The 23,992-nt window shown below is 64.5% G+C and carries 20 protein-coding genes and 3 pseudogenes; 8 read left to right on the top strand and 15 right to left on the bottom strand.

Going from position 1 to position 23,992, the window contains the following annotated elements; genetic code table 11:
* Window positions 1-158: 158 nt before the first annotated feature.
* The 4 genes and pseudogenes from EAG14_RS02000 to recG all read right to left on the bottom strand — a co-directional run bounded on the left by EAG14_RS02000 (window position 159) and on the right by recG (window position 6,309).
* A complete protein-coding gene (locus EAG14_RS02000) occupies window positions 159-1,898 on the bottom strand; it encodes a dipeptidase (RefSeq protein WP_121727917.1) in 1,740 nt (579 codons plus the stop codon).
* A 217-nt stretch (window positions 1,899-2,115) separates the two neighbouring features.
* Window positions 2,116-3,081 (bottom strand): LysR substrate-binding domain-containing protein, encoded by a 966-nt coding sequence (locus tag EAG14_RS01995; RefSeq protein WP_099656901.1) that lies wholly within the window; start codon window positions 3,079-3,081, stop codon window positions 2,116-2,118.
* On the bottom strand, window positions 3,078-4,172 hold the full coding sequence (locus EAG14_RS01990; RefSeq protein WP_162995880.1) for a hypothetical protein: 1,095 nt from the start codon (window positions 4,170-4,172) through the stop codon (window positions 3,078-3,080). The genes EAG14_RS01995 and EAG14_RS01990 overlap by 4 nt, the downstream gene beginning before the upstream one ends.
* 17 nt (window positions 4,173-4,189) lie before the next feature.
* Window positions 4,190-6,309, bottom strand: a pseudogene (gene recG / locus EAG14_RS01985) (ATP-dependent DNA helicase RecG).
* A 108-nt stretch (window positions 6,310-6,417) separates the two neighbouring features.
* On the opposite strand from recG, the pseudogene EAG14_RS01980 reads away from it, so the two are divergent.
* The 5 genes and pseudogenes from EAG14_RS01980 (at window position 6,418) to EAG14_RS01960 (ending at window position 13,248) form a co-directional block, all read left to right on the top strand.
* A pseudogene (locus tag EAG14_RS01980) lies at window positions 6,418-7,706 on the top strand (HD-GYP domain-containing protein).
* A 70-nt stretch (window positions 7,707-7,776) separates the two neighbouring features.
* Window positions 7,777-8,748, top strand: coding sequence for a 1-phosphofructokinase family hexose kinase (locus EAG14_RS01975; RefSeq protein ID WP_121727915.1), 972 nt, complete (start codon window positions 7,777-7,779; stop codon window positions 8,746-8,748).
* Window positions 8,749-8,866: 118 nt separating this feature from the next.
* Window positions 8,867-10,035: pseudogene (gene queA, locus EAG14_RS01970) on the top strand (tRNA preQ1(34) S-adenosylmethionine ribosyltransferase-isomerase QueA).
* Between the two features lie 206 nt (window positions 10,036-10,241).
* The gene (locus EAG14_RS01965) at window positions 10,242-10,853 is read left to right on the top strand and encodes a hypothetical protein (RefSeq protein ID WP_240456906.1); all 612 of its coding nucleotides are present in this window, start codon (window positions 10,242-10,244) and stop codon (window positions 10,851-10,853) included.
* 376 nt (window positions 10,854-11,229) lie between these two features.
* Window positions 11,230-13,248: an Ig-like domain-containing protein gene (locus EAG14_RS01960; protein ID WP_162995879.1), complete on the top strand. Its 2,019-nt coding sequence runs from the start codon at window positions 11,230-11,232 to the stop codon at window positions 13,246-13,248.
* 168 nt (window positions 13,249-13,416) lie between these two features.
* Here EAG14_RS01960 and EAG14_RS01955 read toward each other — a convergent pair whose 3' ends face one another.
* The 9 genes from EAG14_RS01955 to trpE form a co-directional block, all read right to left on the bottom strand.
* On the bottom strand, window positions 13,417-14,139 hold the full coding sequence (locus EAG14_RS01955; RefSeq protein ID WP_121727913.1) for a uracil-DNA glycosylase: 723 nt from the start codon (window positions 14,137-14,139) through the stop codon (window positions 13,417-13,419).
* A 60-nt stretch (window positions 14,140-14,199) separates the two neighbouring features.
* Window positions 14,200-15,000: an indole-3-glycerol phosphate synthase TrpC gene (gene trpC / locus EAG14_RS01950; protein ID WP_121727912.1), complete on the bottom strand. Its 801-nt coding sequence runs from the start codon at window positions 14,998-15,000 to the stop codon at window positions 14,200-14,202.
* Window positions 15,001-15,068: 68 nt separating this feature from the next.
* Window positions 15,069-15,464, bottom strand: coding sequence for a hypothetical protein (locus EAG14_RS01945; RefSeq protein ID WP_121727911.1), 396 nt, complete (start codon window positions 15,462-15,464; stop codon window positions 15,069-15,071).
* A 212-nt stretch (window positions 15,465-15,676) separates the two neighbouring features.
* Complete coding sequence (locus EAG14_RS22600; RefSeq protein ID WP_162995878.1) at window positions 15,677-15,829, bottom strand: hypothetical protein; 153 nt, start codon at window positions 15,827-15,829, stop codon at window positions 15,677-15,679.
* A gap of 6 nt (window positions 15,830-15,835) precedes the next feature.
* Window positions 15,836-16,867, bottom strand: a complete 1,032-nt coding sequence (trpD, locus tag EAG14_RS01940) for an anthranilate phosphoribosyltransferase (RefSeq protein ID WP_121727910.1) — start codon at window positions 16,865-16,867, stop codon at window positions 15,836-15,838.
* A 17-nt stretch (window positions 16,868-16,884) separates the two neighbouring features.
* Entirely contained in the window at window positions 16,885-17,556 is a 672-nt protein-coding gene (locus tag EAG14_RS01935; RefSeq protein ID WP_121727909.1) for a LysE family translocator, read from the bottom strand.
* Complete coding sequence (locus EAG14_RS01930; RefSeq protein ID WP_121727908.1) at window positions 17,553-18,137, bottom strand: aminodeoxychorismate/anthranilate synthase component II; 585 nt, start codon at window positions 18,135-18,137, stop codon at window positions 17,553-17,555. The genes EAG14_RS01935 and EAG14_RS01930 overlap by 4 nt, the downstream gene beginning before the upstream one ends.
* Window positions 18,134-18,469, bottom strand: coding sequence for a chorismate mutase (locus tag EAG14_RS01925; protein WP_121727907.1), 336 nt, complete (start codon window positions 18,467-18,469; stop codon window positions 18,134-18,136). Before EAG14_RS01925 ends, EAG14_RS01930 begins: the two co-directional genes overlap by 4 nt.
* On the bottom strand, window positions 18,466-19,965 hold the full coding sequence (trpE, locus tag EAG14_RS01920; protein WP_121727906.1) for an anthranilate synthase component I: 1,500 nt from the start codon (window positions 19,963-19,965) through the stop codon (window positions 18,466-18,468). Before trpE ends, EAG14_RS01925 begins: the two co-directional genes overlap by 4 nt.
* A gap of 385 nt (window positions 19,966-20,350) precedes the next feature.
* Here trpE and EAG14_RS01915 point away from each other — a divergent pair, with 385 nt between their 5' ends.
* Window positions 20,351-20,938 (top strand): chalcone isomerase family protein, encoded by a 588-nt coding sequence (locus tag EAG14_RS01915; RefSeq protein ID WP_099656916.1) that lies wholly within the window; start codon window positions 20,351-20,353, stop codon window positions 20,936-20,938.
* Between the two features lie 36 nt (window positions 20,939-20,974).
* On the opposite strand, the gene EAG14_RS01910 is transcribed toward EAG14_RS01915, so the two are convergent.
* Both EAG14_RS01910 and EAG14_RS01905 read right to left on the bottom strand, forming a co-directional pair.
* Window positions 20,975-21,661 (bottom strand): phosphoglycolate phosphatase, encoded by a 687-nt coding sequence (locus EAG14_RS01910; protein ID WP_371414394.1) that lies wholly within the window; start codon window positions 21,659-21,661, stop codon window positions 20,975-20,977.
* 63 nt (window positions 21,662-21,724) lie between these two features.
* On the bottom strand, window positions 21,725-22,597 hold the full coding sequence (locus EAG14_RS01905; RefSeq protein ID WP_121727904.1) for a LysR substrate-binding domain-containing protein: 873 nt from the start codon (window positions 22,595-22,597) through the stop codon (window positions 21,725-21,727).
* Window positions 22,598-22,711: 114 nt separating this feature from the next.
* Between EAG14_RS01905 and EAG14_RS01900 the strand changes: the two genes are divergently transcribed.
* Both EAG14_RS01900 and EAG14_RS01895 read left to right on the top strand, forming a co-directional pair.
* Window positions 22,712-23,416, top strand: a complete 705-nt coding sequence (locus EAG14_RS01900; protein WP_099656918.1) for an SDR family oxidoreductase — start codon at window positions 22,712-22,714, stop codon at window positions 23,414-23,416.
* Between the two features lie 98 nt (window positions 23,417-23,514).
* Window positions 23,515-23,904 carry a hypothetical protein gene (locus EAG14_RS01895; RefSeq protein WP_121727903.1) on the top strand — a complete coding sequence of 130 codons (390 nt, stop codon included), beginning with the start codon at window positions 23,515-23,517 and terminating at the stop codon, window positions 23,902-23,904.
* Window positions 23,905-23,992 lie beyond the last annotated feature (88 nt).

Here is a 23,992-nt window from a genome sequence, read left to right as displayed (position 1 = left end):
AACGCCCCGCGCTGGCTGGCCCGTGTGAGCGCTGCGCGCGGAGTCCTCAGCCACTGTAGCGCAAGCCACCGGCATCGCCTGTCAGCCGATGCCGATGTCTTGCACCTGGATCAAGAACCGGGGCCCAGAAAACACACGGGAGGCCCCCATCCGCAAGCTCACTGCATTTGCGGCAGGTTGCCGATGCGCACCAGCATTTCGGTGAACATCTGCATGTCCGCGTCCAGGTCCACCACTTCCTTGAACTCCTTGGCGTTGTGGGCCGTGTACTTCTTGCCGGGCATGGCGGGGCCAAAGTTGATGGCGTTGGGCATCAGCTTGGCCGTGGTGCTGCCCGCCGTGGGCACAGGCTGCGCGGGCAGGCCGGTGGTGTCGCCAAAGGTGTTGAGCAGCGTGGCCAGCCAGGCGCCCTTGGGGTCGCGGGCCATCCAGTTGCCTTGGTTGTGGTCCACCTCCACCGCCACACCGGCCTGGGTGCCCCAGGCCTTGATGCGTTCGGTGGTGGCCTTGGCCAGGGCTTCGGGCGTGTTGCCACGGGGCATGCGCACGTTCACCAGCACATCGACCTTGCCGTCTTTCTCACGGATCAGGTTGGGCGACATGGTCAGCGGGCCCATGAAGTCGTCGCTGTAGGCCAGGCCGATGGTGCGGCCCAGGTAGTCCACGCCATACAGGTCAGCGATGTACTTCACGGCCTGGGCATAGCCATTGGCGGCCACCGCCACCCCCGATTGCTGCAGGAACAGCGCCAGGCGCGGCAGCGGGTTCACGCCTTCTTCGGGGCGCGAGCCGTGGGCCGACACACCGGTGACCTTGACCAGCACATCTGCGCCTTCACGCGCCACGTCGATGCTGAACTTACCGCCCTGGCCGGTGTATTTGCCGATGAAGGCATCCTTGGCAGCGCTGAGCTGGCGGGCGGTGGCATCGGCGTTGCCGCCACGCAGGCGGGCGGTGGCCGTTTGGGGCACCGCATTGGCCGATGCGGCTCCAGCCATGGCCACGATGGTGGGCTGGCTGCCTGCAGCGGCGCCCAGGGCAAAGGTGGTGCGCAGCGCGCCCGAACCCTTTTCGGCCACCACGGCGGGGTACTTGCTGTCGAGCACAATGTTGTACTCAGGCAGCGCGGTCTTGGTGCGGTAGTACTTCATCGCGTCGCCACCGGTTTCTTCGGTGGTTTCGATCATGAGGCGGATGGTGCGGGCCAGCGGCAGGCCGCTTTCTTTCACGGCCTTCATGGCGTACAGCACGGTGGCGATGGAACCCTTGTCGTCAATGGAGCCCCGGCCGTACAGGTTGCCGCCCACGCGGGTCAGCTTGAAGGGGTCGAGCTTGGTGCCGTCGTCCAGCACCCATTCGTCGGCCACCACGGGCACCACGTCGGCGTGGGTCAGGATGCCGAACTCTTCGGGGCCGCTGCCGGGCAGCTTCACTTCAAAGATGCGGTTGTCCACGTTGCGGTATTGCAGGCCAAACTCTTTGGCCATGCCTTCCACCAAGGTGCCGAAGGCAATGATGTGCGGGTCTTCGTGCGGCGGCACCTTGTCGGCTCGCACCGTGGGAATGGCCACCATGCGCGCAGTGGCGTCGATCACGGCGGTCTGGTTCTTCAGGCGGTTGTACAGGCCCAGCAGGCGGCTGATGTTGACAAGGTCATCGCCCTGCAACGCGGCCTTGCTGTTGTAGGCCTCCACGACGGGGGCCAGCTCGGGCTGCATTTGCGCCGACAACGCCAGGAACTGGCTGAAGCTGCCAGAAGCAGCGGTGGCCGACATGGCGGCGGGCGCTGCGGCAATGCGGTCCATCTCGGCTTTTTTGAGGGTGCCGCTGGCCTGGGGCACAGTGGAACAGGCGGACAGGGCAGCCACCAGCGTGGCAGTGAGCCAAAGCTTCTTCATGAGAACCTCTCTCTTCTTGGAGTCATAAGCCGCCGTTGCCATGTGGTCGGCAACGTTGCGGGTCAGGGGAATGCAAACACAATGCAAACGCCGGGCACGCGGTGCCAGCGCGGCGCGAGTGTAGCCCCGCCCAGTGACGGAGCGGGGGTAACAAAAAGTTTCACCCCATCGACCGCCGCGACGGGCCAGCAGGCCCCACATCCCGCGCCAGCCAGCGTCAGGACAGGCGCGTCACACCCGGCAGTTCGCAAGCGTAAATGGCGTTGCGCAGCGAGGCAATGGCTTCGTAGCGCGTGAAACTGCGCCGCCAGGCCAACACCACACGCCGCACGGGTGGCGGGCCGCCGTCTTTCTCCTGAATGGGCAGGTAGCGGATGTAGCTCTCGTCGCTCTTGCGGCGGCGTGACACGGTGAGCAGCGCATCGCGCGGCACCGACAGGCGCGGCACCAGCGTCACGCCCATGCCCGCGGCCACCATGTGCTTGATGGTCTCCAGTGATGAGCCTTCAAACGACTTGCGGATGCCCTCGGCATTGCTCGCAAAGCGTGCGAACTCGGGACACACCTCCAGCACATGGTCCCGGAAGCAATGGCCCGCACCCAGCAGCAACATGGTTTCGTTCTTGAGTTCAGCCGCCGTAACCGACTTCTTGGCCGCCAGCGGGTGCGTGCTGGGCACCGCCGCCATGAAGGGCTCGTCATACAGCGGCGCCATGGCCAGGCCGGTGTCGGGGAAGGGCTCGGCCAGGATGGCGCAGTCGATCTCGCCCGTGCGCAGCATCTCCAGCAGCTTGACGGTGAAGTTCTCCTGCAGCATCAGCGGCATCTGCGGCGTGCGCGTGATGGACTGGCGCACTAGCTCGGGCAGCAGATAGGGACCGATGGTGTAGATCACGCCCAGCGTGAGCGGACCGGCCAGCGGGTCCTTGCCGCGCTTGGCGATTTCCTTGATGGCCGCTGCCTGCTCCAGCACGCTTTGCGCCTGGCGCACGATGTCCTCGCCCAGCGGCGTCACCGTCACCTCGCCCGCGCTGCGCTCGAACAGCTTCACATCCAGCTCTTCTTCCAGCTTCTTGATGGCCACCGAGAGCGTGGGTTGCGACACATAGCAGGCATCGGCCGCATGGCCAAAGTGCTTCTCGCGGGCCACCGCAACGATGTACTTGAGTTCGGTGAGTGTCATAGCGGCGTTCCTGAACCGTCATTGTGCAACGCAACGCGGCGCGCCACCCAGGGTACGACGAACGCCCGGTGCAGGGAAACACCCGTGAGCAGGACGAACACAGCCACCAACACCACCGGCAGCGGTGCGGCGAAGCTGCTGTTCGCCAGCGCATCGTCAAAGATCAGGCTGCGCAGCGCCTGCAGGGCCGCCAGCAACAATGTCCCCCAAGCCAGCGCCAGCACAAGGTGCGGCACATGTGCGGGCAGGTCCCGGGCCGGGGCACGGTGGTGCTGCCAGGCTGCCAGCAGCAGGTGCAGCCCCACCACCGCGGCGGCGCACAACAGCGCGGCCCACCAGAACGTGGCCACACCCGACGCGAACAAAGCGTGCACGCGCCTCCAGTGCAGAAGGGGCAACGCCGCCGCGATGGCAGCATGCACCATGGTGAGAGCGACAAGCAGCGCGGTGGCCAGCCATGCGCCGAGCAGCCCCGCGCAGTCCCAGGTCGGCACGGGACGCACCGGCAGACCCGCACCGCACGCCAGCGCCAGCACCGCCTGCAAGGCACGCCCGGCATCCTGCCCAGGCTGCACAAACCCGCTGACGGGGATGAAGTACGACTCTATCGATACAGCGCGGTACAGACGCAGCCCCGTCACATCTACGCTCACGGCCTTGAACCAACTCCAGCGCGAGCGCGCCTCGTGGCGCAGCGTGCCGTCGGGCGCCGTTAAGCGATAGACGAGGCCGTCGGCCGCAAACTCCCAGCGCGTGGCGTCGCCCACAAAGCCGTACTGGCGCTCCGTGGCTTTGAGCATCATGTGGTAAGTCTGCCCCACCCCCAGCGCCAGCAGCACCACGGCCAGCCCCAGCGCAGGCACATGCGCCAGGAAAGGTTCCCTGCCGTAGAGGATGCCCAACAGCCCCCAGGGCGAAAACACAAGCGCGCAGCTCAGTCCAATCCACAGCGGCCCCATGAAGCGTGCCCAGGCAGGTCGGTCGAAAAGAGCCATGCGCACGGCACGGTCGCGGTAGGTACCGTCGCGCCCCCAGGCGGCCACTGCGGGCTGCACGATGTCAGAAGCAGGAAGGGTATCGGGCTGCGGCATGGGCATGGGTGCGTCAATCAGGCCTTGAGGTAGTCCGATTTTCCCCCCAACCAGCGCGCCACGTGTTTGGTGGCCAATTCCGGGTAGCTGTCCAGCATCTGGGGGGCCAGTTCGCGCGCCCATTCCAGCAAATGGGTATCGGTCGCCAGGTCGGCAAACCGCAGCAGTGTATCGCCCGACTGGCGCGCGCCCAGAAACTCGCCGGGGCCCCGAATCTCCAGATCGCGCCGGGCGATCTCGAAGCCGTCGTTGGTCTCGGCCATGGCGCGCAGGCGTTCCTTGGCGGTTTCGCCCACGCGGCCGCTGTCGTTGGTGGCGTACAGCAGTACGCACGCCGACGCCGCTGCGCCGCGCCCCACGCGGCCGCGCAGCTGGTGCAGTTGGCTCAGGCCAAAACGCTCGGCATGTTCAATGACCATGAGCGAGGCGTTCGGCACGTCCACGCCCACTTCAATCACTGTGGTGCTGACCAGCACGCCCATCTGGCCACTGGTGAAGAGCGCCATCACGGCCTTCTTTTCGGCGGTGGGCATGCGCGAGTGCAGCAGACCAACCATGCAGCCCGGCAAGGCCTCGCTCAGGTCGGCGTGTGTGGCGGTGGCGTTGGACAGGTCCAGCGCCTCGCTCTCTTCAATCAACGGGCACACCCAGTACACCTGCCGTCCGGCCTCCACCTGCGCGCCGATGCGTTCGATCACCTCATCCTTGCGGCTGTCGGCAATCAGCTTGGTGACGATGGGCGTGCGGCCCGGGGGCAGCTCGTCGATGACGGACACATCCAGGTCGGCGTAGTAGCTCATGGCCAAGGTGCGCGGAATGGGTGTGGCGCTCATCATGAGCATGTGCGGCTCCATGCCGTGGGCCGCCAGCTTTTGCCGCAAGGCCAGCCGCTGCGCCACGCCAAAGCGATGTTGCTCGTCGATGATGGCCAGCGCCAGGTTCTTGAACTGCACCTGGTCCTGGATCACGGCGTGCGTGCCCACCACCAGCGCCGCCTCGCCGCTGGCCACCAGCGCCAGCATGGCGGTGCGGTCCTTTTTCTTTTGCCCGCCCACCAGCCAGGCCACCTTGCGGCCGCGCGCGGCCAGCAGGGGTTCAAGCCAGCCAATCATCTTGGCGAAGTGCTGCTCGGCCAGGATTTCGGTGGGGGCCATCAGCGCGCACTGCCAGCCCGCGTCCATGGCCAGGCAGGCGGCCAGGGCCGACACCACGGTTTTGCCCGAGCCCACATCGCCCTGCAGCAGCCGGTGCATGGGCACCTGGCGGGCCAGGTCCACGGCGATTTCTTCACCCACGCGACGCTGGGCGGCGGTGAGGCTGAAGGGCAGCACGGCCAGCAGTTGTTCGTGCAGGGGCAGCGTGCCCGCCTTGGCCTTGGCGGGGCGCAGCACCGGGGCGCGCAGGCGGTCGCGCTCGCGCCGCGACTGGTACTGGGACAGCTGCTGGGCCAGCAGTTCCTCGGCCTTCAGGCGCTGCCAGGCGGGGTGGCTGTGGTCTTCCAGCGTGGACAGCGCCACATCGGGCGCGGGGTGGTGCAAAAAGATGAGCGACTCGCGCAAGCTCCATGCGCCTTGGTGGCCATTTTGATCCCCAAAAACGGCAAAAGGTGGCTCCGCCCCGGGGGCAAGGTGTCTGACAAATCCACCCGCGCCAGGGCATTCACCACCGCACGGCGCAGGTAGGGCTGTGCCAGCCCTGCAGTGGTGGGGTACACGGGAGTGAGCGCGGCGGGCAGCTCGCCACCCGCCTGGCGAAACGCCGGGTGCAGCATCTGCCGCCCCCAAAACCCGCCCTTGACCTCGCCCCGGATGCGCAAGCGCGCGCCCACCGCCAGGGTCTTCTGGTGCGAAGGGTAAAAACTGAAAAAGCGCAGCTCGCAAGTGCCCGTGGCGTCTTCCACCTGCACCAGCAATTGGCGGCGCGGGCGCAGTTGCACCTCGCTGGCGGTCACGGTGGCTTCGATCTGCACGGTTTGCCCGTCGCGCGCGCTGCCCAGGGGGGTGATGCGGGTCTCGTCCTCGTAGCGCAGCGGCAGGTGCAGGGCCAGGTCGATGTCGCGCCGAAGACCCAGCTTCTGCATGGCTTTTTGGGCAGCACTCTGGGCTGCCGGGGCGGTGGCCCTGGGGGCTGCGGGCATTTTCTTCAAAGGGGGTGGCAATTGGCGATGGCGTTGTCTGACAAAAAGGCTAACATGGTTACTGTTTGTTCTCCGTGTTTCCGGCAGTCTGCGATCTGGATAGTTGTCATGCTCAAGCGAATCAGTATTCAACACCTCACCCTGGGCATGTACCTGCACGAATTTTGTGGGTCCTGGATGGATCACCCCTTCTGGCGTGCCAAATTCGTGCTGAAAGACCCCAAGGATCTGGCACGCATCCAGTCAACGGCCATTGACGAGGTATGGATCGATACGTCCAAGGGGCTGGACGTGGCCGCTGGCGTGACCTCGGTGTCGCGCGAAGAGGCGGATCTGCAGATCGACTCGGAGTTTGCGCTGCTGGAGGACATGCCGGCCATCGTCATGGCCCCCCTCCCCCACCGCCACCACCGCCCGTGCCCCCACGGGGTCGCCTGCCCGCGACGATGCAAAACGAGCTTCGGGTGGCCGCCTCGATTTGCAGCGAATCCAAGCGCGCGGTGGTGTCGATGTTCAATGAAGCGCGCCTGGGCAAGGCGGTGGACTCGGCCAGTGCGCAGAACCTGGTGGAAGAAATCTCCGACTCTGTCACCCGCAACCCGGGTGCACTGATCAGCCTGGCGCGCCTGAAAACGGCAGACGACTACACCTACATGCACTCGGTGGCCGTGTGCGCCATGATGGTGGCGCTGGCCAAGCAAGTGGGGCTGAGCGAGGAACACACCCGCAGTGCGGGCATGGCGGGCCTACTGCACGACCTGGGCAAGGCTGCCATCCCGCTGGCGGTGCTGAACAAGCCGGGAAAGCTCACCGACGACGAATTTGAGGTGATCAAAAGCCACCCTGTCGAGGGCTACAACATGCTCAAGGAGGGCGGCAGTGTCGAAGACTCTGTGCTGGACGCCTGCCTGCACCACCATGAAAAAATCGACGGATCGGGCTACCCCGACAAGCTCAAGGGCGACGAAATCACCCTGATTGCCCGCATGACGGCGATTTGCGACGTGTACGACGCCATCACCTCCGATCGCCCCTACAAGCGCGGCTGGGACCCCTCTGAATCGCTGCGCCGCATGGCCGAATGGACCAAGGGCCACTTTGACCCGCGCCTGTTCCAGGCTTTCGTCAAAAGCATTGGCATCTACCCCGTAGGCTCGCTGGTGCGGCTGACGTCCGGGCGCATTGGGGTGGTGATGGAGCAGGGCGAGAAATCGCTCACCTCGCCCCGCGTCAAGGTGTTTTTCTCCACCAAGTCGGACCTGCGCATCCCGCCCGAGGTGGTGGACCTGGCAGAGCCCGGCTGCAATGAAAAGGTGGTGGCCCGGGAAGATCCGGACAAATGGCGCTTTCCGGACCTCAACGAGCTGTGGTCCGGAATGCCCGAGCGCCCCTGGTAAGGCAACGCAGGGGCGGCTCCAGGCGCCCCTCGGATTCCCAGCCGCTCCACGGCTCGACCCACAGCCCGCGATGACCCATTTTTTGACGCTCACGCTCAACCCGGCGCTGGACATTGCCACCCGCACCGAGCAAGTGCAAGCCACCCACAAGCTGCGCTGCGCAGGCGTGCAACGCTACCCCGGTGGCGGTGGCATCAATGTGGCCCGGGTGCTGCAACGTCTGGGCGCCCCAGTGCAAGCCTGGGCTCTGGCAGGCGGCCCTGCGGGCGCCCAACTGCAGCAGTTGCTGGCGCGCGAAGGCGTGCCGACCCTGGTGCACCCAATCAGCGGCGACACCCGCGAAAACCTGTCGGTGCTGGAGACCAGCACCGGGCGCGAATTCCGTTTTGTGCTGCCGGGCCCCACGGTAGGGCCCGCCGACTGGCAGGCAGGCCTGGAGTTGCTGCGCACACACCCACCGATCACCCGACCTGCAGCACCCCACTGGGTCATCGCCAGCGGCAGCCTGCCGCCGGGTGTGCCCGATGACTTTTACGCCCAGGCCGCCCGCCTGGCCAAGGCCCAGGGCAGGCACGTGGCGCTGGACACCTCGGGCCCGCCCCTGGCCGCAGCCCTGCAGGCGGGCGTCACCCTCGTCAAGCCCAGCCTGCGGGAGCTGCGCGAATTGCTGCAGCAGCCCCTGGCCAGCCTGCCGGAGCAAAGCCAGGCAGCGCAGTCGCTGGTGTTGCGCGGCGCAGCCGACATGGTGGCGCTATCGATGGGCGAAGACGGAGCCCTGCTGGCCACCCGCCACGGTGTGTGGCAGGCCCCGGCGCTGAATGTGCCCGCCGCCACCGGGACAACGGGCGCGGGCGATTGCTTTTTGGCCGCCCTGGTCTGGGCGCTGGCGCAGGGTGACGCGCCCCCCGACGCCTTGCGCTGGGGTGTGGCCGCAGGGGCTGCGGCTTTGCTGGCACCCGGTACGGCATTGGCCCAGCGCGAAGAGATTCTCCGGCTGCTTGCCACAGTCCGTGCGCCGCAAGCCGTGGCCAGCCCTGGCTGACTGCAGGCCGCAGTTGCCGTGCGCCCCCCGTGGGACAATAGCGCCCCCGTTTTGACGGCTACGTTTCTCCCGTTTTTCCTCTTCCTTCTTGGCACGGGCCCGTTCGGCCCTCAAGCACATGACAGACATCACGCCCGCAGCCCCCGGCGCGCCCCGCGCCTACACCCTCAGCGACTTCGACTTCTCGCTGCCCCCGAACTGATTGCCCAGCACCCCGCCCCCGAACGCAGCGCCTCGCGCCTGCTGGACGGCCGGGCCATGCAGCCGATGGACCGCATCTTCCGCGACCTGCCCAGCCAACTGCGCGAGGGCGACCTGCTGGTGTTCAATGACACCCGCGTGGTCAAGGCGCGCATCTTTGGCGAGAAAGCCAGCGGCGGCAAGCTGGAGCTGCTGATTGAACGCGTGCTGCCCGCCGAGGCCGGAAACCAGGGGAATGAAGTCGTAGCCCACATGAAGGTCAGCAAAAAGCCCCTGCCCGGTAGCTTGGTGCACATGGCGGGTGGCCGCAAAGGCGGGGGTTTTGACGCACTGCTGCTGGGCCGCTGGCCCACCGAGGACGGCCCGCTGTTCCGCTTTGCGCTGCTGGGCCCCGCAGGCGAATCGCCCTGGGAGCTGATGGACCGCCACGGCCACCTGCCGCTGCCGCCCTACATCGAGCGCCACCAGAACACCGACCACGACCCAGACGAAGCCGAAGACAGCCAGCGCTACCAGACCGTGTTTGCGCGCGCCCCCGGCGCCGTGGCCGCGCCCACCGCCGCGCTGCACTTTGACGAAGGCGTGTTGGCCGATCTGGCCGCACGCGGCATCGAACGCGCGAGTGTCACGCTGCACGTGGGCGCAGGCACCTTCCAGCCCTGCAAGACCGAGAACCTGGCAGAGCACCAGATGCACAGCGAGTGGTACGAAGTGCCCCTGGCCACGCTGGCGGCGCTTGAGCGCTGCCGCCAGCGCGGTGGGCGCGTGGTGGCGGTGGGCACCACCACGGTGCGCACGCTCGAATCCTGGGCGCGCACCGGCCTGGCGACGGGCGACACGAATATTTTCATCACCCCGGGCTTCAGCTTCCAGGTGGTGGATGTGCTCATCACCAACTTCCACCTGCCCAAAAGCACGCTGATGATGCTGGTAAGCGCCTTTGCGGGCTACGCCCATGTGATGGGCCTGTACCGCCATGCCATCGCCCAGGGCTACCGCTTTTTCAGCTACGGCGACGCCATGCTGCTGGAGCGCAGCGCCCAGGCCTCCAAAGAGGCACCCCAAGTCCCTCCAACGGCCTGCTGAGCCGCCCATACAGCCCCACAAACTCGGCAAAACTGCACAGAGTGTGGGTTTGCCGACACAGCGCCGGTGCGTGGCTGGCGCACAGGCCACCTACACTCAGCCAGCCCTGCACACAGGCGATCTGTCCACCCCGTGCGGGAGCCTGATTGCCAAAACCACAGGCATGCCCTCACAGGACGTGCTTCACCTCTCTCGGACCAGCCCTCATGAACTCTTTGGTTTCGCGCTTTGCGGTCATCCCCTGCACTTTGTCTGCCGCACTGATTCTGGGCGGCTGCGCATCTGCCCCAGCCCAGCAGGCGCCCACCGCTGCGCCTGAAACCTCTGCGGCCAGTACAGCCTCATCCGCCTCATCGGGCAGCCAGACCGCCACTGAAGTCGGCAAGGCCATCACCTCGCCCCTGGGCGATCTGAACCTGGTCAAAGCCGACATCCCGGCCGTGCTGGCCGCTGCTCGGCAAGCCCCCTACGCCGCCCCCGCCGACCGCAGCTGCACAGCACTGGCCGAGCACATCCAGGCACTGGACACCGTGCTGGGCGCCGACCTGGACACCCCGTCCACCGACCGCAACCCCAGCCTGATCGAACGTGGCGCAGGCGCCGCCAAGAAGGGCGCGATCGGTGCCGTCAAAGGTGCCGCAGAAGGCATCGTGCCCATGCGCAGCTGGGTGCGCAAACTCACCGGGGCAGAGAAGTACGCCCGAGAGGTCGAAGCCTCCATCACCGCAGGCACCATCCGCCGCAGCTACCTCAAAGGCCTGGGCCAGGCCGCAGGCTGTGAAGCGCCAGCGGCACCACGGGCACCGGTGGCGGAGTAAGCCCAAGGCACCGGACTCGGTGCGACCGTCCACCTCTGTGAAACCGGCCAACGGCAGGCATCGCGGCGAAATCAGCCCTGGGTCTGCCCCGGCCATGTGCCTGCCCCCTATGGCGCATTCACAACACTTGCAGCCTGCCCATGGGGTTTGGGCGATACGCTTTTAGAATCCTACCCCAGCCCACTCAGAAACAAAGCCCGTCCAAGATTGGATGGAGTCAGGCTGTGTCCTGCTTGGCTTGCCGAGCGAGCCACCCACCGCCTGCATTGGCTGCGCAAGCGAAGCTGTCCGAGCAACCCAGGGTTCCTTTGGTGGTTGCCCCCTCTACCCTTTGAGCTGATCTATGCCCCGCAAGCATCGCCCATCCCGACTTCCCTTGCTCTTGCTGTCTCTGATCGCACCATTCTGTGTTCAGCCCGCGCAGGCCCAAGGCTCCGTCACCCTCCAACCCGATGGCAGCTTGCTGTACTCCGGTGATGCTGCACGCTTCTCCATTGGCTACTCCAAAGGCGGCAAGTTCCAGGGAGAGCTTTCAGGCGTGCTGCACGAACAGGCCAACAGCACCTGGCTGGGCGAAGGCTGGGTGGCCCAGTCTTCCGGTGGCCTCAAGCTCAGCTACCACCAGCTGCAGGGTGCTACGGTACACAAATACTTTCTGGCCCACGACCAGAACCCCACCCGGGATCGCAAGATCACCTTGGGCTATGGCCGTGAAGAAAGCGATTGGTTTGGCAACCTGAATTTGAGCCGGGCCATCACCGGACGCCGCCTCATTAGCACGACCGACACGACCACGATACTGAACGAAACTGGGGTCGCAGATGGCCGCGCTTACATTGACCAAGTCGTTCGTGTCCAAAGCGCCCGCCTCTATGAAAAGGCCTATGACTACGGCGTCGGCGTGCGGGCTGGTCGCACCTTTGACAATCGCCAAGTCCGCATCACTGCCGGGTACGACTACGAATGGGGCCGCAGCAATGCACACCAGCACACGGTATCGCTGATGGCTGAAAAGGCGTTTGTGGGAACACCCCACAGCGTCGCACTGCAGGTGGACCGCATCTTCAAGAGCGGCGACCTGGACACCACCCGCAATGAAACCCGTGCGATGGTGGTGTACCGCTATGCCCTGGGGGGCAACAACAGCCAACCAGAGCGTCTGTTCCGCGTCACCCCCGTTGACGCACCTGCCGCAGCGCCCTCTACAGAGCCAGCGATGGCCCAGAACCAGGCACCGCAAGAGCCTGTCAAACAGTGGGTGAAAACCAAGGCCAATATGACGGCCGAGGCGTTCTTCGCATTCAACAGCGCGCGCCTGACCCCTTCGGCCAAGGCAGAGCTGGACCGCGTGGCCCAGCAACTCAAAACCCAAGGGCACGAAGGCAACGTACTCATCATTGGCCACACCTGCGACCTGGGCAGCGACGCCGCCAACGACAAGCTGTCCCTGCAGCGTGCCACTGCGGTGCGTGACTACCTGGTTGCCGCCGGCGCATTTGGCGCGACCGAGTCCCTGGCAGAAGGCCGAGGCAAGCGCGACCCCAAGTACCCCGCAGAGCCAGCCACCCGCGAGAAGAACCGCCGCGTGGAATTGGAGTTCTACAGCTTTGTGGACGAAGAGCAAGTGGTGGCCCCTGCACCCGCCCCTGCGTCCACGACAACCGCTGCAGTCGCCCCTCAGCCCCCTGCCGTCACCTACGAGCGCGAACTGGTGGACCAACCCCCGGCCTGGGTTCGTCAAGCCCTGCGCACACCAGCGCTGCACAAACGCACGGTGGATGTGTATCGCACCAAAGAAGAAACGCAGACGGAAAATCGAAGCCGTACATGGGTCAACCGAGCGCCTACGGCCACCGATGACAGCTATCAGGTGGCACAAGGCTCCACCACCACCCTTCCCATCTTGGCGAATGACACAGACCCGGACCAGGGAGACACCTTGACGCTGGTCTCTGTGGGACAACCAGCGCAGGGCCGTGTGCGCATCGAAGGCTCGCAGGTTGTCTACATCGCACCGAGCAATTACGCAGGAGCTGACAAGTTCACTTACTCCATCCGCGACCAGCAAGGACTGACATCGACTGCTCAGGTCGTGGTTCAAGTCACGGGCAACGCGTCTAACCGCGCGCCAGTTGCCGTGGGGGATACCTACTGGGTCAGTGGAACGACCGCCGTCATGCTCTCTGTGCTGGCCAACGATACGGACCCGGATGGCGATACCCTTTCGATCGTTGGAGTGACGCAGCCTGACAACCTGTCGGGTACCGTGCAAATCATGGGATCGCAGATTCTCTTCACGCCCAAGGCCCCGTTCTACGCAGACACCTTCACCTATACCATCAGCGATGGCAAAGGCGGAAAATCCACCGCCATGGTGCACCTGCTGGACCCTTGAGGTGCAGAGCATGGCCTAGCGGCTGTGCCCCTCTCAAAAGCAAAGGGCGCTCTAGGCGCCCTTTGCTTTTTTGGGGGTTACCTCGCGAGGAGCCATGTCAGCGCCAGAGCCATCCAGCGCTCCCACGGAAGGTCAGAAAGCAGCAGCTACCCATGCTCTGCGCAAAAGTCACCCCCGATGCCGCTCCCGAAACTCACGCGCCTGCCCAAAATGTCCGTTGCCGATGAAGGGCACCGGGGGCCGCAAGGCGGACAGCGGCGAGGGGTGGTTGGAGGTGAGCACCAAGTGGCCACGATCCTGCGGAATGAAAGCGCGCTTGGACTGGGCGTGTGCGCCCCACAGCATGAAGACGACAGGGCGGTCGCCCTCGGCCACATGGCGGATCACCGCGTCGGTCAGCAGCTCCCAGCCTTTGCCAGAGTGGCTGGCGGCCTGCCCTTCTTCCACAGTAAGGCAGGTGTTGAGCAGCAGCACGCCGTTCTGTGCCCACTTAACAAGGCTGCCACCAGGCTGCGGAAACGGCGGGAAGGGCACCCCCAGGTCGCGCTGCATTTCTTTGAAGATGTTTTGCAGCGAAGGCGGCAGGCGCACCCCAGAGGCGACAGAGAATGCAAGCCCTTCGGCCTGGCCACGCCCGTGGTAGGGGTCCTGCCCCAAGATGACCACACGCACGGCCTCGGGCGGGGTCAGCTCCAGCGCCCGCAAAGGGCGCGGAGGGAAGATGGCCGCACCCGCCTCGATGCGGCCTTGCAGGTAAGCCAACAGCTTTTGCCCCACGGCGCCGCCAAAGAACCCATCCACCAGCGGCTGCCAGCCTGCCGCCACAGGCCATTGCGCAGGGTTGGCTGCCTGCAATTGGGTGACAGCCAAGTCCTCAGATGCAGTATTCATGATCAAAAAGGCCTCTAGGGCTTGTTTATCAAGCGCAACAAGCTATCAAATCAATAGCAATTACTGAAACAGCTTGGCCAGCGCCAGGCCTGGGTCGTCGGCGCGCATGAAGGCCTCGCCCACCAGGAAGGCGTGCACGCCCGCGTCGCGCATGGTTTTGACATCGGCGGGCTTCAAAATGCCCGACTCGGTGACCAACAGACGATCCTGAGGCACGTCTTTCAACATGCCCAGGGTGGTGTCCAAAGTGACCTCGAACGTGCGCAGGTTGCGGTTGTTGATGCCGACCAGCGGGGTCTTGAGCTTGAGAGCGCGCTCCAGTTCAGGCCGATCGTGCACCTCCACCAGCACGGCCATGTCCAGGCTGCGGGCGATGGCTTCAAAGTCGGCCATTTGCGCGTCATCGAGGCATGCTGCGATCAGCAAAATGGCGTCAGCCCCCATGGCCCGGGCCTCGTACACCTGGTACGGGTCCACCAAAAAATCCTTGCGCAACACAGGCAGTTGGCAGCTGGCCCGCGCCTGCTTGAGGTAATCCACGCTGCCCTGAAAGAACTGCTTGTCCGTAAGCACCGACAGGCACGCGGCGCTCACCTTGCCGTCGCCGTCGGCATAGCTCTGTGCAATGTCGGCGGGGATGAAGTCGGCGCGCAGCACCCCTTTGGAGGGGCTGGCCTTTTTGATCTCAGCGATCACCGCCGCCTGGCCTTTGGCGATCTTGGCGCGCAGCGCGCCTTCGAAGTCGCGCGTGAGCACACGGCTTTCGGCATCGGCGCGAATCACGTCAAACGGCAGTCGCTTCTTGGCGGCAGTCACTTCTTCGTGTTTGACGGCAACGATTTTGTTCAGGATGTCGGACATGATTTCACTTTCAAAAATGGACGATCGGGCAGGTCATCAGGTGCGTACACGCGGCCGCCTCGTACGCCTCACGCAGGGTCTGGCTTGGCGCTGCGAGGCAAGCCCGGCAGCGGTGCGCCCGAGCGACGGATCTCCAGCCGCTGCGCGAGGCGGCTGACAAAACGGTCTAGGGTTGCCATCTCTTCGGGTTTGCCGGAGTTGGCATGGATCAGCGCCAAAGCAGCCACAGGACCCCGGCGCGCATGGCGCAACTCCAATTGCCAAGCGGCCTCTTCGCCGTCACCCCCCACGTAGCAGCCCAAGCTGTAGTCCGGCCCCAGGGTGATGGCAGAGTGACCGGGCAGCCCGACCGGGGTCAACGTGCGCTGCTCGAAATGGACCTCCCAACCCCGTTGCTTTTTGCGTTGGCGCTTTTGCACCAAGGCCCATGTGGCCCAAGTCGCCAAGGCGCCCAGCACCAGCATCCAAACAAGCCATCCCAGCCCGCCAAGGCGCAACGATACAACGATGGAAAAGAAGAGCCCAGCAACGGCGGCCCACGTATTGAGCACTTCCAACCAGAGCACCCAAGCCCCTCCACCCGCATGCTGCGGCAACCACAGGCGAGGCTGTTGTTCCACCGCTGCAGCTAGGCCGTAGAGGCTATGCTGCCGTATCAAGGGCCGACGGGCAGCGCTCACGGTTGCACCTTGTCCTCAAGGGGCTGGGTCACGCTGTCGCTCTCCGGCCCCTTCAGTACACGCACAAACACGCGGTGCAGCACCACCCCCACCGCAATGAACAGCGCGGAAACGCCCAGCGCAATCCACAGACCGGGGTCGTGCCACATGGCTGCTTAGCCCGCCAGCGCGTGGGTGCGAACCACCAGCGCCTCCAGCTTGGCCTTGGCGGCGCCGCTTGCAATCACAGCGCGTGCCTTGGCAATGCCTGCCTGGATGGAGTCGGCCACATTGGCGGCATACAGCGCCACGCCTGCGTTCAGGCAGACGATGTCTTGCGCGGCACCGGGCTCGCCTTTGAGCACACCGATCAACATCTCACGCGATTGCTCGGGCGTCTCGACCTTGAGGGCACGGTTGCTGGACATGGCCAGACCGAAGTCTTCGGGATGGATTTCGTACTCGGTGATCTGGCCGTTTTTCAGCTCGCCCACCAGCGTGGCGGCGCCCAGGCTCACTTCGTCCATGCCATCGCGGCCGTAGACCACCAACGCATGCTCGGCGCCCAGACGCTGCAGCGCGCGCACCTGGATACCGACGAGGTCGGGGTGGAACACGCCCATGAGGATGTTGGGCGCACCGGCAGGGTTAGTGAGCGGGCCCAGGATGTTGAAGATGGTGCGCACGCCCAGTTCCTTGCGCACCGGGGCCACGTTCTTCATGGCCGGGTGGTGGTTGGGCGCAAACATGAAGCCGATGCCGACTTCAGCGATGCACTGGGCGATCTGCTCGGGCTTGAGGTTGATGTGGATGCCCAGGGCCTCCATCACATCGGCGCTACCGCTCTTGCTCGACACACCGCGCCCGCCATGTTTGCTGACCTTGGCGCCCGCTGCGGCGGCCACGAACATCGAGCAGGTGGAGATGTTGAAGGTGTTGGCACCGTCGCCGCCCGTACCCACGATGTCCACCATGTGGGTCGCGTCCTTGACGTGCACCTTGGTGCTGAACTCGCGCATCACCTGCGCGGCGGCGGTGATCTCGCCGATGGTTTCCTTCTTCACGCGCAGGCCGGTGATGATGGACGCGGTCATGACGGGTGATAGCTCACCGTTCATGATGAGCCGCATCAGGTGCAGCATCTCGTCGTGGAAGATTTCGCGGTGCTCGATGGTGCGCTGCAGCGCTTCCTGGGGGGTAATGGGCATGGAATGTCTCCTGGTATTTATGCAGAGGGCTGGTCTGTGAAGGCCAGCTTGAGCCCGAAGCCGATGAACATGGCACCGGCCACGCGGTCCAGCCAGTGCATGCCGCGCTGGATCACCCCGGCGCGCCGTGCCATCCACGATGCCGCCAGCGCCCAGCCCACATTGACGGGGATGGCGTTGAGGTTGAACAACACGCCCAACAGCACAAAGGCCAGCGCCTTGTTGTCCGCGCCCGGCGCGATGAACTGCGGCACAAAGGCCAGGAAGAAGATCGCGACCTTGGGGTTGAGCACATTGGTCCAGAAACCGCCCAAAAACACCTTGCGAAGCGGCGTGTGCTGCGCAGGGGCCGCCTGCGCTGCTGCCAGCGCTGCGCTGTTGCCCCCATCGGCACCGGGCTTGGACAACAGCATGCGCACACCCATCCACATCAGGTACACGGCACCGATCCACTTGAGCACGGTGAACGCCGTGGCCGATGCGGCCAGCAGCGCGCCCACGCCCACGGCGGCCGCAAAGATGTGCACAAAACACCCAGCCGTGATGCCCAGGCCCGCCACGATGCCCGCGCGGGTGCCGGACTTGAGCGCGTTGGTCACGATGTAAAGCACATCGGGGCCTGGCGTGAGGTTGAGCAGCCAGCCTGCGGCGATAAACATCACCAGCTGGTGGGCGTCGATGAAGCTCATGCGCGCTGCTCCAGAAAGTTCTTGAGCATGGCGTGGCCGTGTTCGGTGAGGATGCTTTCGGGGTGGAACTGCACGCCTTCGATCGCCAGCGTCTTGTGGCGCACGCCCATGATTTCGCCATCCTCCGTCCAGGCCGTCACCTCCAGCACATCGGGGCAGGTAGCGCGCTCAATGGCCAGCGAGTGGTAGCGGTTGACGGTGAACTGCTCGGGTAGCCCGGCAAACACGCCCTTTTGCGTGGTGGTGATGACGCTGGTCTTGCCGTGCATCAGCTCCTGCGCGCGGATGATGTTGCCGCCGAAGGCAGCGCCGATGGCCTGGTGACCCAGGCACACGCCCAGAATGGGCAGCTTGCCGGCAAAGTGCTTGATAGCGGCCACCGAGATGCCCGCTTCCGCAGGGGAGCAAGGCCCGGGCGAAATCACCAGGCGGTCGAGCTGGCCCGCATTCAGGCGCGCCTCGATCTCGGCCACGGTGATCTCGTCGTTGCGGAAAACCTCGACCTCGGCGCCCAGTTCCCCAAAGTACTGGACGATGTTGTAGGTGAAGCTGTCGTAGTTATCGACCATCAAGAGTTTCATGCGGCGCTCCCGGCAAGGGCGGGCTCGCGCAGACGGGCGAACTCGCGGTGTTCATAGGCAATGCAGGCTTCCATGAGGCTGCGGTAGATGGCTTCCATCACGTCGGCGTCGCCGCCTTCGGCCCCAGCGCATTCGCGCACGCGGGCCACGATGGCCTCGATGCGCGCTTCATCGCGCACCTGCTCTGCGCCTTGCTTGATGCGTGCGGCTTGGGTCATGTAGCCAACGCGCTCCACCAGCAGGGGCACCAGCACGTCGTCCAGCGCGTTCACTTCGCGGCGCACGTCCTGCATGGTGGTGCAGGGCTTGACTCGGGTGATAGCGAGGGTCATTCCAGGCCCTCCTCAACCAGCTCGGCGGCGCGCAGCAGCGCGCGGGCCTTGTGTTCGGTTTCTTTCCATTCCAGCTCGGGCACCGAGTCAGCCACCACACCGGCAGCCGCCTGCACGTAGAGCGTGCCGTTCTTGATGATGCCGGTGCGGATCGCAATCGCCACATCCATGTCGCCCGCGTAGCTCAGGTAGCCGCAGGCGCCGCCATACAGGCCGCGCTTGGTGGGTTCGAGCTGGTCGATGAGTTCCATGGCGTGCACCTTGGGCGCGCCGGTCAGAGTTCCAGCGGGGAAGGTTGCTTTGAGCACATCCATACTGGTCATGCCCTCGTTCAAGATGCCTTCCACGTTGCTCACGATGTGCATCACATGGCTGTAGCGCTCCACGGCAAAGGCCTCGGTCACCTTCACGGTGCCGGTTTTGGCGATGCGGCCGATGTCGTTGCGCGCCAGGTCGATGAGCATCACGTGTTCGGCACGCTCCTTGGGGTCGTTGATGAGTTCGACCTCGGTGGCCTTGTCCTTCTCGGGCGTGGCGCCACGCGGGCGGGTGCCAGCCAGGGGGCGGATGGTGACCTTGGTGCCTTCGTCGGTCTTCTCCTGGCGCACCAGGATCTCGGGGCTGGCGCCCACCACATGGAAGTCGCCAAAGTCGTAGAAGTACATGTACGGCGACGGGTTCAGCGAGCGCAGCGCGCGGTACAGGCTCAGGGGGCTTTCGGTGTAGCGCTTGTGGATGCGCTGGCCCACCTGCACCTGCATGAAGTCACCCGCGGCGATCAGCTCCTTGGCGCGGCCCACAGCCGCCAGGTAGTCGGCCTTGGCGAAGTCGCGCTGGGCGGGATGGCTTTCAGTGGCCTTCACCACCGGGGCGCTCACCGAATACTTGAGCTGCTCCTTGAGATCGCGCAAGCGCTTTTTGGCGCGGGTGTAGGCCTCGGGCTGGGCCGGGTCGGCGTACACGATGAGGTAGAGCTTGCCCGAGAGGTTGTCGATGACCGCCAGCTCCTCGCACTGCAGCAGCAGGATGTCGGGGCAGCCCAGGGTGTCGGGCGGGCAGGTGGTTTCGAGCTTTTTCTCGATGTAGCGCACCGCGTCATAGCCAAAGTAACCCGCCAGGCCGCCGCAAAAGCGCGGCAGGCCGGGGCGCAGGGCCACCTTGAAGCGCTTTTGGTAGTCGGCAATGAAGTCCAGCGGGTTGCCTGTGGCGGTTTCGACCACCTGGCCGTCCGTCACGACCTCAGTTTTGGCCTGCGCCCCAAAGCCACTGGCCCGCAGCAGCGTGCGCGCGGGCAGGCCGATAAAGCTGTAACGCCCGAAGCGCTCGCCGCCGACGACCGATTCGAGCAAGAAGCTGTGCTTGCCGCCGTCCTTGGTGTGCGCCAGCTTCAGGTAGAGCGAGAGCGGGGTTTCCAGGTCCGCAAAGGCCTCGACCATGAGCGGAATGCGGTTGTAGCCTTCGCTGGCCAGGCTTTTGAATTCAAGTTCTGTAATCACGGGGAGTGCTCCCTGCTGTCGCAGCGCGTGTCCCTGTGCAGTGGAAAAGGGGCGCTGCGGTCCATTCAATCGGCCTCACCGCATCGGGGTGGAGGCCACGGGTGCACGCTGGGGCGGTTGCCCAGGTGCTATCAGGCGTTCAAAAGGACAGGCTGACGCCAGGGCCAGGCTCCCCGGTCGCTGCAACCTGTGATGAACACGTGATGAATGAACATGGGCCAAAGTGTAGCAAACGCGGTCATTGATTTTTGACAGAGCCCCTCAGCACAACACAACCTGCTGGCATCCCATCGAAAACCCTGTTGCGATGCGCTCACGGTGCAGCAACAATTTGAAACGAACGATCGTTCTTTTCTGATCATTCTTTTCCTATAGGGAGCTGTGCATGAAACTCATGGAGCGATGGGCGGTGGGCCTGTGCGCCTGCATTCTGGCAAGCAGTGCCTGGTGCCAGGCCGTGACGGTGGCCGATGTGAAGTACGACGCCACCAGCGCGCTGGGCGATACGGCCTTGCAACTCAACGGCGCTGGGGTGCGCTACAAGGCCGTGTTCAAGGTCTACACCGCCGGGCTGTACCTGGAAAAGAAAGCCTCCACCACCCAGGAAGTGGCCGCCCAGCGTGGCCCCAAGCGCATGAGCATCACCATGCTGCGCGAGATCGACTCCACCGAACTGGGCAAGCTGTTCTCACGCGGCATGGAAGACAACATGGACCGCGCCGCTTTCTCGCGCATCGTGCCGGGCGTGCTGCGCATGAGCCAGATTTTTTCAGAGCACAAAAAGCTGCAGCCGGGCGACCAGTTCATGATCGACTGGATTCCGGGCACCGGCACGGTGATCACGGTCAAGGGCAAGCCCCAGGGCGAGCCGTTCAAGGAGCCCGAGTTTTTCAACGCCCTGCTGGGCATCTGGCTGGGCAACCTGCCCGCCGACTTCAAGCTCAAAGACGCGCTGTTGGGCAAGCCGGCCTGATCCGACCAATGGAGTGGTGCCACAGCGCTATCCGCATCAACTGCCAAGCAATGCGCTGAGCGCGTCCACATACCCATCGGCATCCACGCTGCGCACCGGCTGGCCATGGTTGTAGCCATAGGTCACCAACACCACGGGGCACCCAGCAGCACGGGCGGCCTGGGCGTCGTTGCTGGAGTCGCCCACCATCAGCGTGCGCGCAGGCTGGCTGCCCAGCGCTTCGCAGGTCTTTAGCAGGGGCAGCGGATCGGGCTTCTTGCGCTCAAAGCTGTCGCCCCCAAACACCTGGCCGAAAAACCCCGCCAGCCCCTTGGCCTGCAACAAAGGCCGCGCAAATGACAAAGGCTTGTTCGTCAGGCAAGCCATGCGCAGGCCCGCGCTTTGCAGGGCTGTCAGCCCCTCCACCACACCGGGGTACACCGCTGAATAGCTGCCGTTGATTTCCAGGTAATGGCGCTGGTAGCTGGCCCAGGCCTGGGGAAATAATGCTTCTGTTTTGATAGCTGCTTGCGCTTTATCTATAGGCGCTAGCACATGATTTAGCACGGATCGCAGCAAATGCTCCGACCCTTTGCCCACCATGCTCTCGATGCGCTCGGCCTCGATGGCAGGCAACCCGAGCTCGCGCAGCATGCGGTTCAGCGCCTCGTTGAAATCGCCCATGGTGTCCACCATGGTCCCGTCCAAGTCGACGATGACGGCGTCCACACGGGACGGAAGCAAGGGAATAAAGTTCACAACAGCGCAATAGAGTTGGTAGCGTGGAGGATGCTAAAGCCACCGACCTCAGGCACTCGCCTGTCGGCCCACGGCCCCAAGCCACCTCCTGACATCCGCCACGGCCTCTGGCTGCCGTTGCTTGCGTGGGCATACCAGGTAGTAGCCTGCATCTGTGCGCATTTCCTGCGGGAACACCTGGACCAATCGTCCAGCGGCCAAATCCTGCGCCACGAAATCTCTTTGGACAAGCGCTATGCCTTGCCCGATCAGCGCGGCATCGATGGCCAAGGTCGTCTGGTTGAACCAGATGCCTTGCGCTGCTGCCTCACGCGCCTGGGGCCTGCATTGCTCAAAGTACTGATCCCACGAAGACTGGGAGTCATGCACCAGCACATGCGGGGCATTCTCACCCGCTGTGTGGGGGTGCCCCACCGCCACCAAGCACTCGTCAAACAGCAAGTCGGCCTGAAGCCCGGGCCCGAAGGGCGGGCGACCATAACGCACAGCAAGGTCTACCGCTTCGGTGTGGAAGTGAGACAAGCGCTCCGTCGCAAGAATGCGAAAATCCATACCAGGATAAGCCCGGGTGTAGTCGCCCAGCCGGGGCATGAGCCATTTGGTGGCGAAGGTGGGCGTCACGCTGATGGTCAGGTGCTGCGGCTCGGGGCATAGGCCTTGGGTGGCCTGCGCCAAGGTCTCAAACGCACGGCGCACGCCTATCACATAGCGCTGCCCGTTCTGCGTGAGCGCCAGCGTGCGCGGATGGCGCTCGAACAACTTCAGGCCCAGTTCAGCCTCCAGTGCTCGAATCTGCTGCGCCACCGCGCCTTGCGTCACGCCCAGTTCCAGACCCGCAAGGCGGAAGTTGAGATGGCGGCTCGCCACTTCGAAGGCCCGCAAGGCATTGAGTGAGGGCGTGCGGCCCAGAGGATTAATCATGGGTGTAGATTTTCTACTGGATTGAAACAGCTGCCCTGCCCCAATCTCCAAACCACCATAGGACGAAATATTCAACAATTTCCGAACGCATCTTCAAAGCATTTAAGGGTGGCTATGGCAGTAGAAAAAGTAGCATTGATTACCGCTGGTGGAACGGGGATCGGGGCAGCCGCAGCGCGCCGACTGGCGGCGGATGGCTTTCACATCGGCATCATTTCGTCTTCCGGCAAGGGGGAGGCGCTGGCAGGGGCACTGGGCGGAATTGGCGTGACGGGCTCCAACCAGTCGATAGAAGACCTCACGCGTCTGGTGGACCGAGTGAGGGAGCGCTGGGGGCGCATCGACGTGCTCGTCAACAGTGCGGGCCATGGGCCACGCGCTCCGTTGCTGGAACTGTCGGACGAGCAATGGCTCGACGGCATGAACACCTATCTTCTGAATGTGATTAGACCGACCCGCTTGGTGGCACCGCTGATGCAGCAGCAACGCAGCGGCGCGATCATCAATATCTCTTCGGCCTGGGCGCTGGAGCCTAGCGCGCTGTTCCCGGCATCTTCGGTAGTTCGAGCCGCCCTTGCCTCGTTCACACGCATCTTTGTGGACAGCTTCTCTCACGACAACATCCGCATGAACAATGTCTTGCCGGGCTGGATCGACAGCCTGCCAGAGTGGGAGGAGCGCCGCGCGTCCGTGCCCCTGCAGCGGTACGGGAAGGTCGATGAGGTGGCGGCGACCATCGCTTTCTTGGCCTCGGAGGGTGCGGCCTACATCACCGGGCAGAGCTTGCGGGTCGATGGCGGATTGACGCGATCCGCATGAAGCAAGTCGGGTTTTACGTCTGCCAGACTGGAATCAGGGATGCTTCGCTTCTTCCACGGAAAGCCACGGGTGCCGGTCGAGCCTTTTTACTGAATCACATGCCAAGCACGATCGCACTCCGTCTTATCGGGTTCTTTGTTCTTCTGCCCAGCACCCTGGGCGCTGGCTTCTGGACACTGCAAGGCATCGGATACGTGGTGGACGCATGGTCAAGGGCTACCGGCACCTCTTTCGCTTTTACGCTGGCAATCGCCATGGCCCTTGGGTGGTTCGGCCTCACCACACTCTGGAGCCTGTACTACAGCCTGCTTCGCGGAGATCTGTCGTTCAACCGCCGCGCTGCTTGGGCTGGCCTGGTGTGCGGAAGCCTTGTTTCTGTCGCATTGATCGTGGCTTCTGGTGGGACGATGGTTTTTCGCCTGTGCTTCTTCGGATGGCCGCTTCTGGCCTCCACCTACTTCGGCGCCGTGCTTCGGCGTCTGCCTTGAGCCCATTCCCGCGCAATGGACCCAAGGTGGGCGCCAAGCCTTCGATTGTTGGCGCGTATGCCAGGTTGACCACCGTGGCACCAACCCC

The sequence above is a fragment of the Acidovorax sp. 1608163 genome (genome assembly GCF_003669015.1).
Classification (GTDB): domain Bacteria; phylum Pseudomonadota; class Gammaproteobacteria; order Burkholderiales; family Burkholderiaceae_C; genus Acidovorax.
Note: the sequence above shows the minus strand (reverse complement) of the source record. Positions and strands in the feature narration are given on the sequence as shown.

Coding starts and splice junctions, on each gene's coding strand:
- EAG14_RS01945 (WP_121727911.1), bottom strand. CDS start 15,464: ATGCTGGTGCTGGGCGCCTTGGCGACTTGGGCCACATGGGCCTTGGTG.
- EAG14_RS01905 (WP_121727904.1), bottom strand. CDS start 22,597: ATGATTAATCCTCTGGGCCGCACGCCCTCACTCAATGCCTTGCGGGCC.
- EAG14_RS01930 (WP_121727908.1), bottom strand. CDS start 18,137: ATGAAACTCTTGATGGTCGATAACTACGACAGCTTCACCTACAACATC.
- EAG14_RS01965 (WP_240456906.1), top strand. CDS start 10,242: ATGAACTCTTTGGTTTCGCGCTTTGCGGTCATCCCCTGCACTTTGTCT.
- EAG14_RS01915 (WP_099656916.1), top strand. CDS start 20,351: ATGAAACTCATGGAGCGATGGGCGGTGGGCCTGTGCGCCTGCATTCTG.
- EAG14_RS01990 (WP_162995880.1), bottom strand. CDS start 4,172: ATGCCGCAGCCCGATACCCTTCCTGCTTCTGACATCGTGCAGCCCGCA.
- trpD (WP_121727910.1), bottom strand. CDS start 16,867: ATGCCCATTACCCCCCAGGAAGCGCTGCAGCGCACCATCGAGCACCGC.
- EAG14_RS01995 (WP_099656901.1), bottom strand. CDS start 3,081: ATGACACTCACCGAACTCAAGTACATCGTTGCGGTGGCCCGCGAGAAG.
- EAG14_RS01955 (WP_121727913.1), bottom strand. CDS start 14,139: ATGAATACTGCATCTGAGGACTTGGCTGTCACCCAATTGCAGGCAGCC.
- EAG14_RS01900 (WP_099656918.1), top strand. CDS start 22,712: ATGGCAGTAGAAAAAGTAGCATTGATTACCGCTGGTGGAACGGGGATC.
- EAG14_RS01935 (WP_121727909.1), bottom strand. CDS start 17,556: ATGAGCTTCATCGACGCCCACCAGCTGGTGATGTTTATCGCCGCAGGC.
- EAG14_RS02000 (WP_121727917.1), bottom strand. CDS start 1,898: ATGAAGAAGCTTTGGCTCACTGCCACGCTGGTGGCTGCCCTGTCCGCC.
- EAG14_RS01925 (WP_121727907.1), bottom strand. CDS start 18,469: ATGACCCTCGCTATCACCCGAGTCAAGCCCTGCACCACCATGCAGGAC.
- EAG14_RS01975 (WP_121727915.1), top strand. CDS start 7,777: ATGACCCATTTTTTGACGCTCACGCTCAACCCGGCGCTGGACATTGCC.
- EAG14_RS01895 (WP_121727903.1), top strand. CDS start 23,515: ATGCCAAGCACGATCGCACTCCGTCTTATCGGGTTCTTTGTTCTTCTG.
- EAG14_RS22600 (WP_162995878.1), bottom strand. CDS start 15,829: ATGTGGCACGACCCCGGTCTGTGGATTGCGCTGGGCGTTTCCGCGCTG.
- trpC (WP_121727912.1), bottom strand. CDS start 15,000: ATGTCCGACATCCTGAACAAAATCGTTGCCGTCAAACACGAAGAAGTG.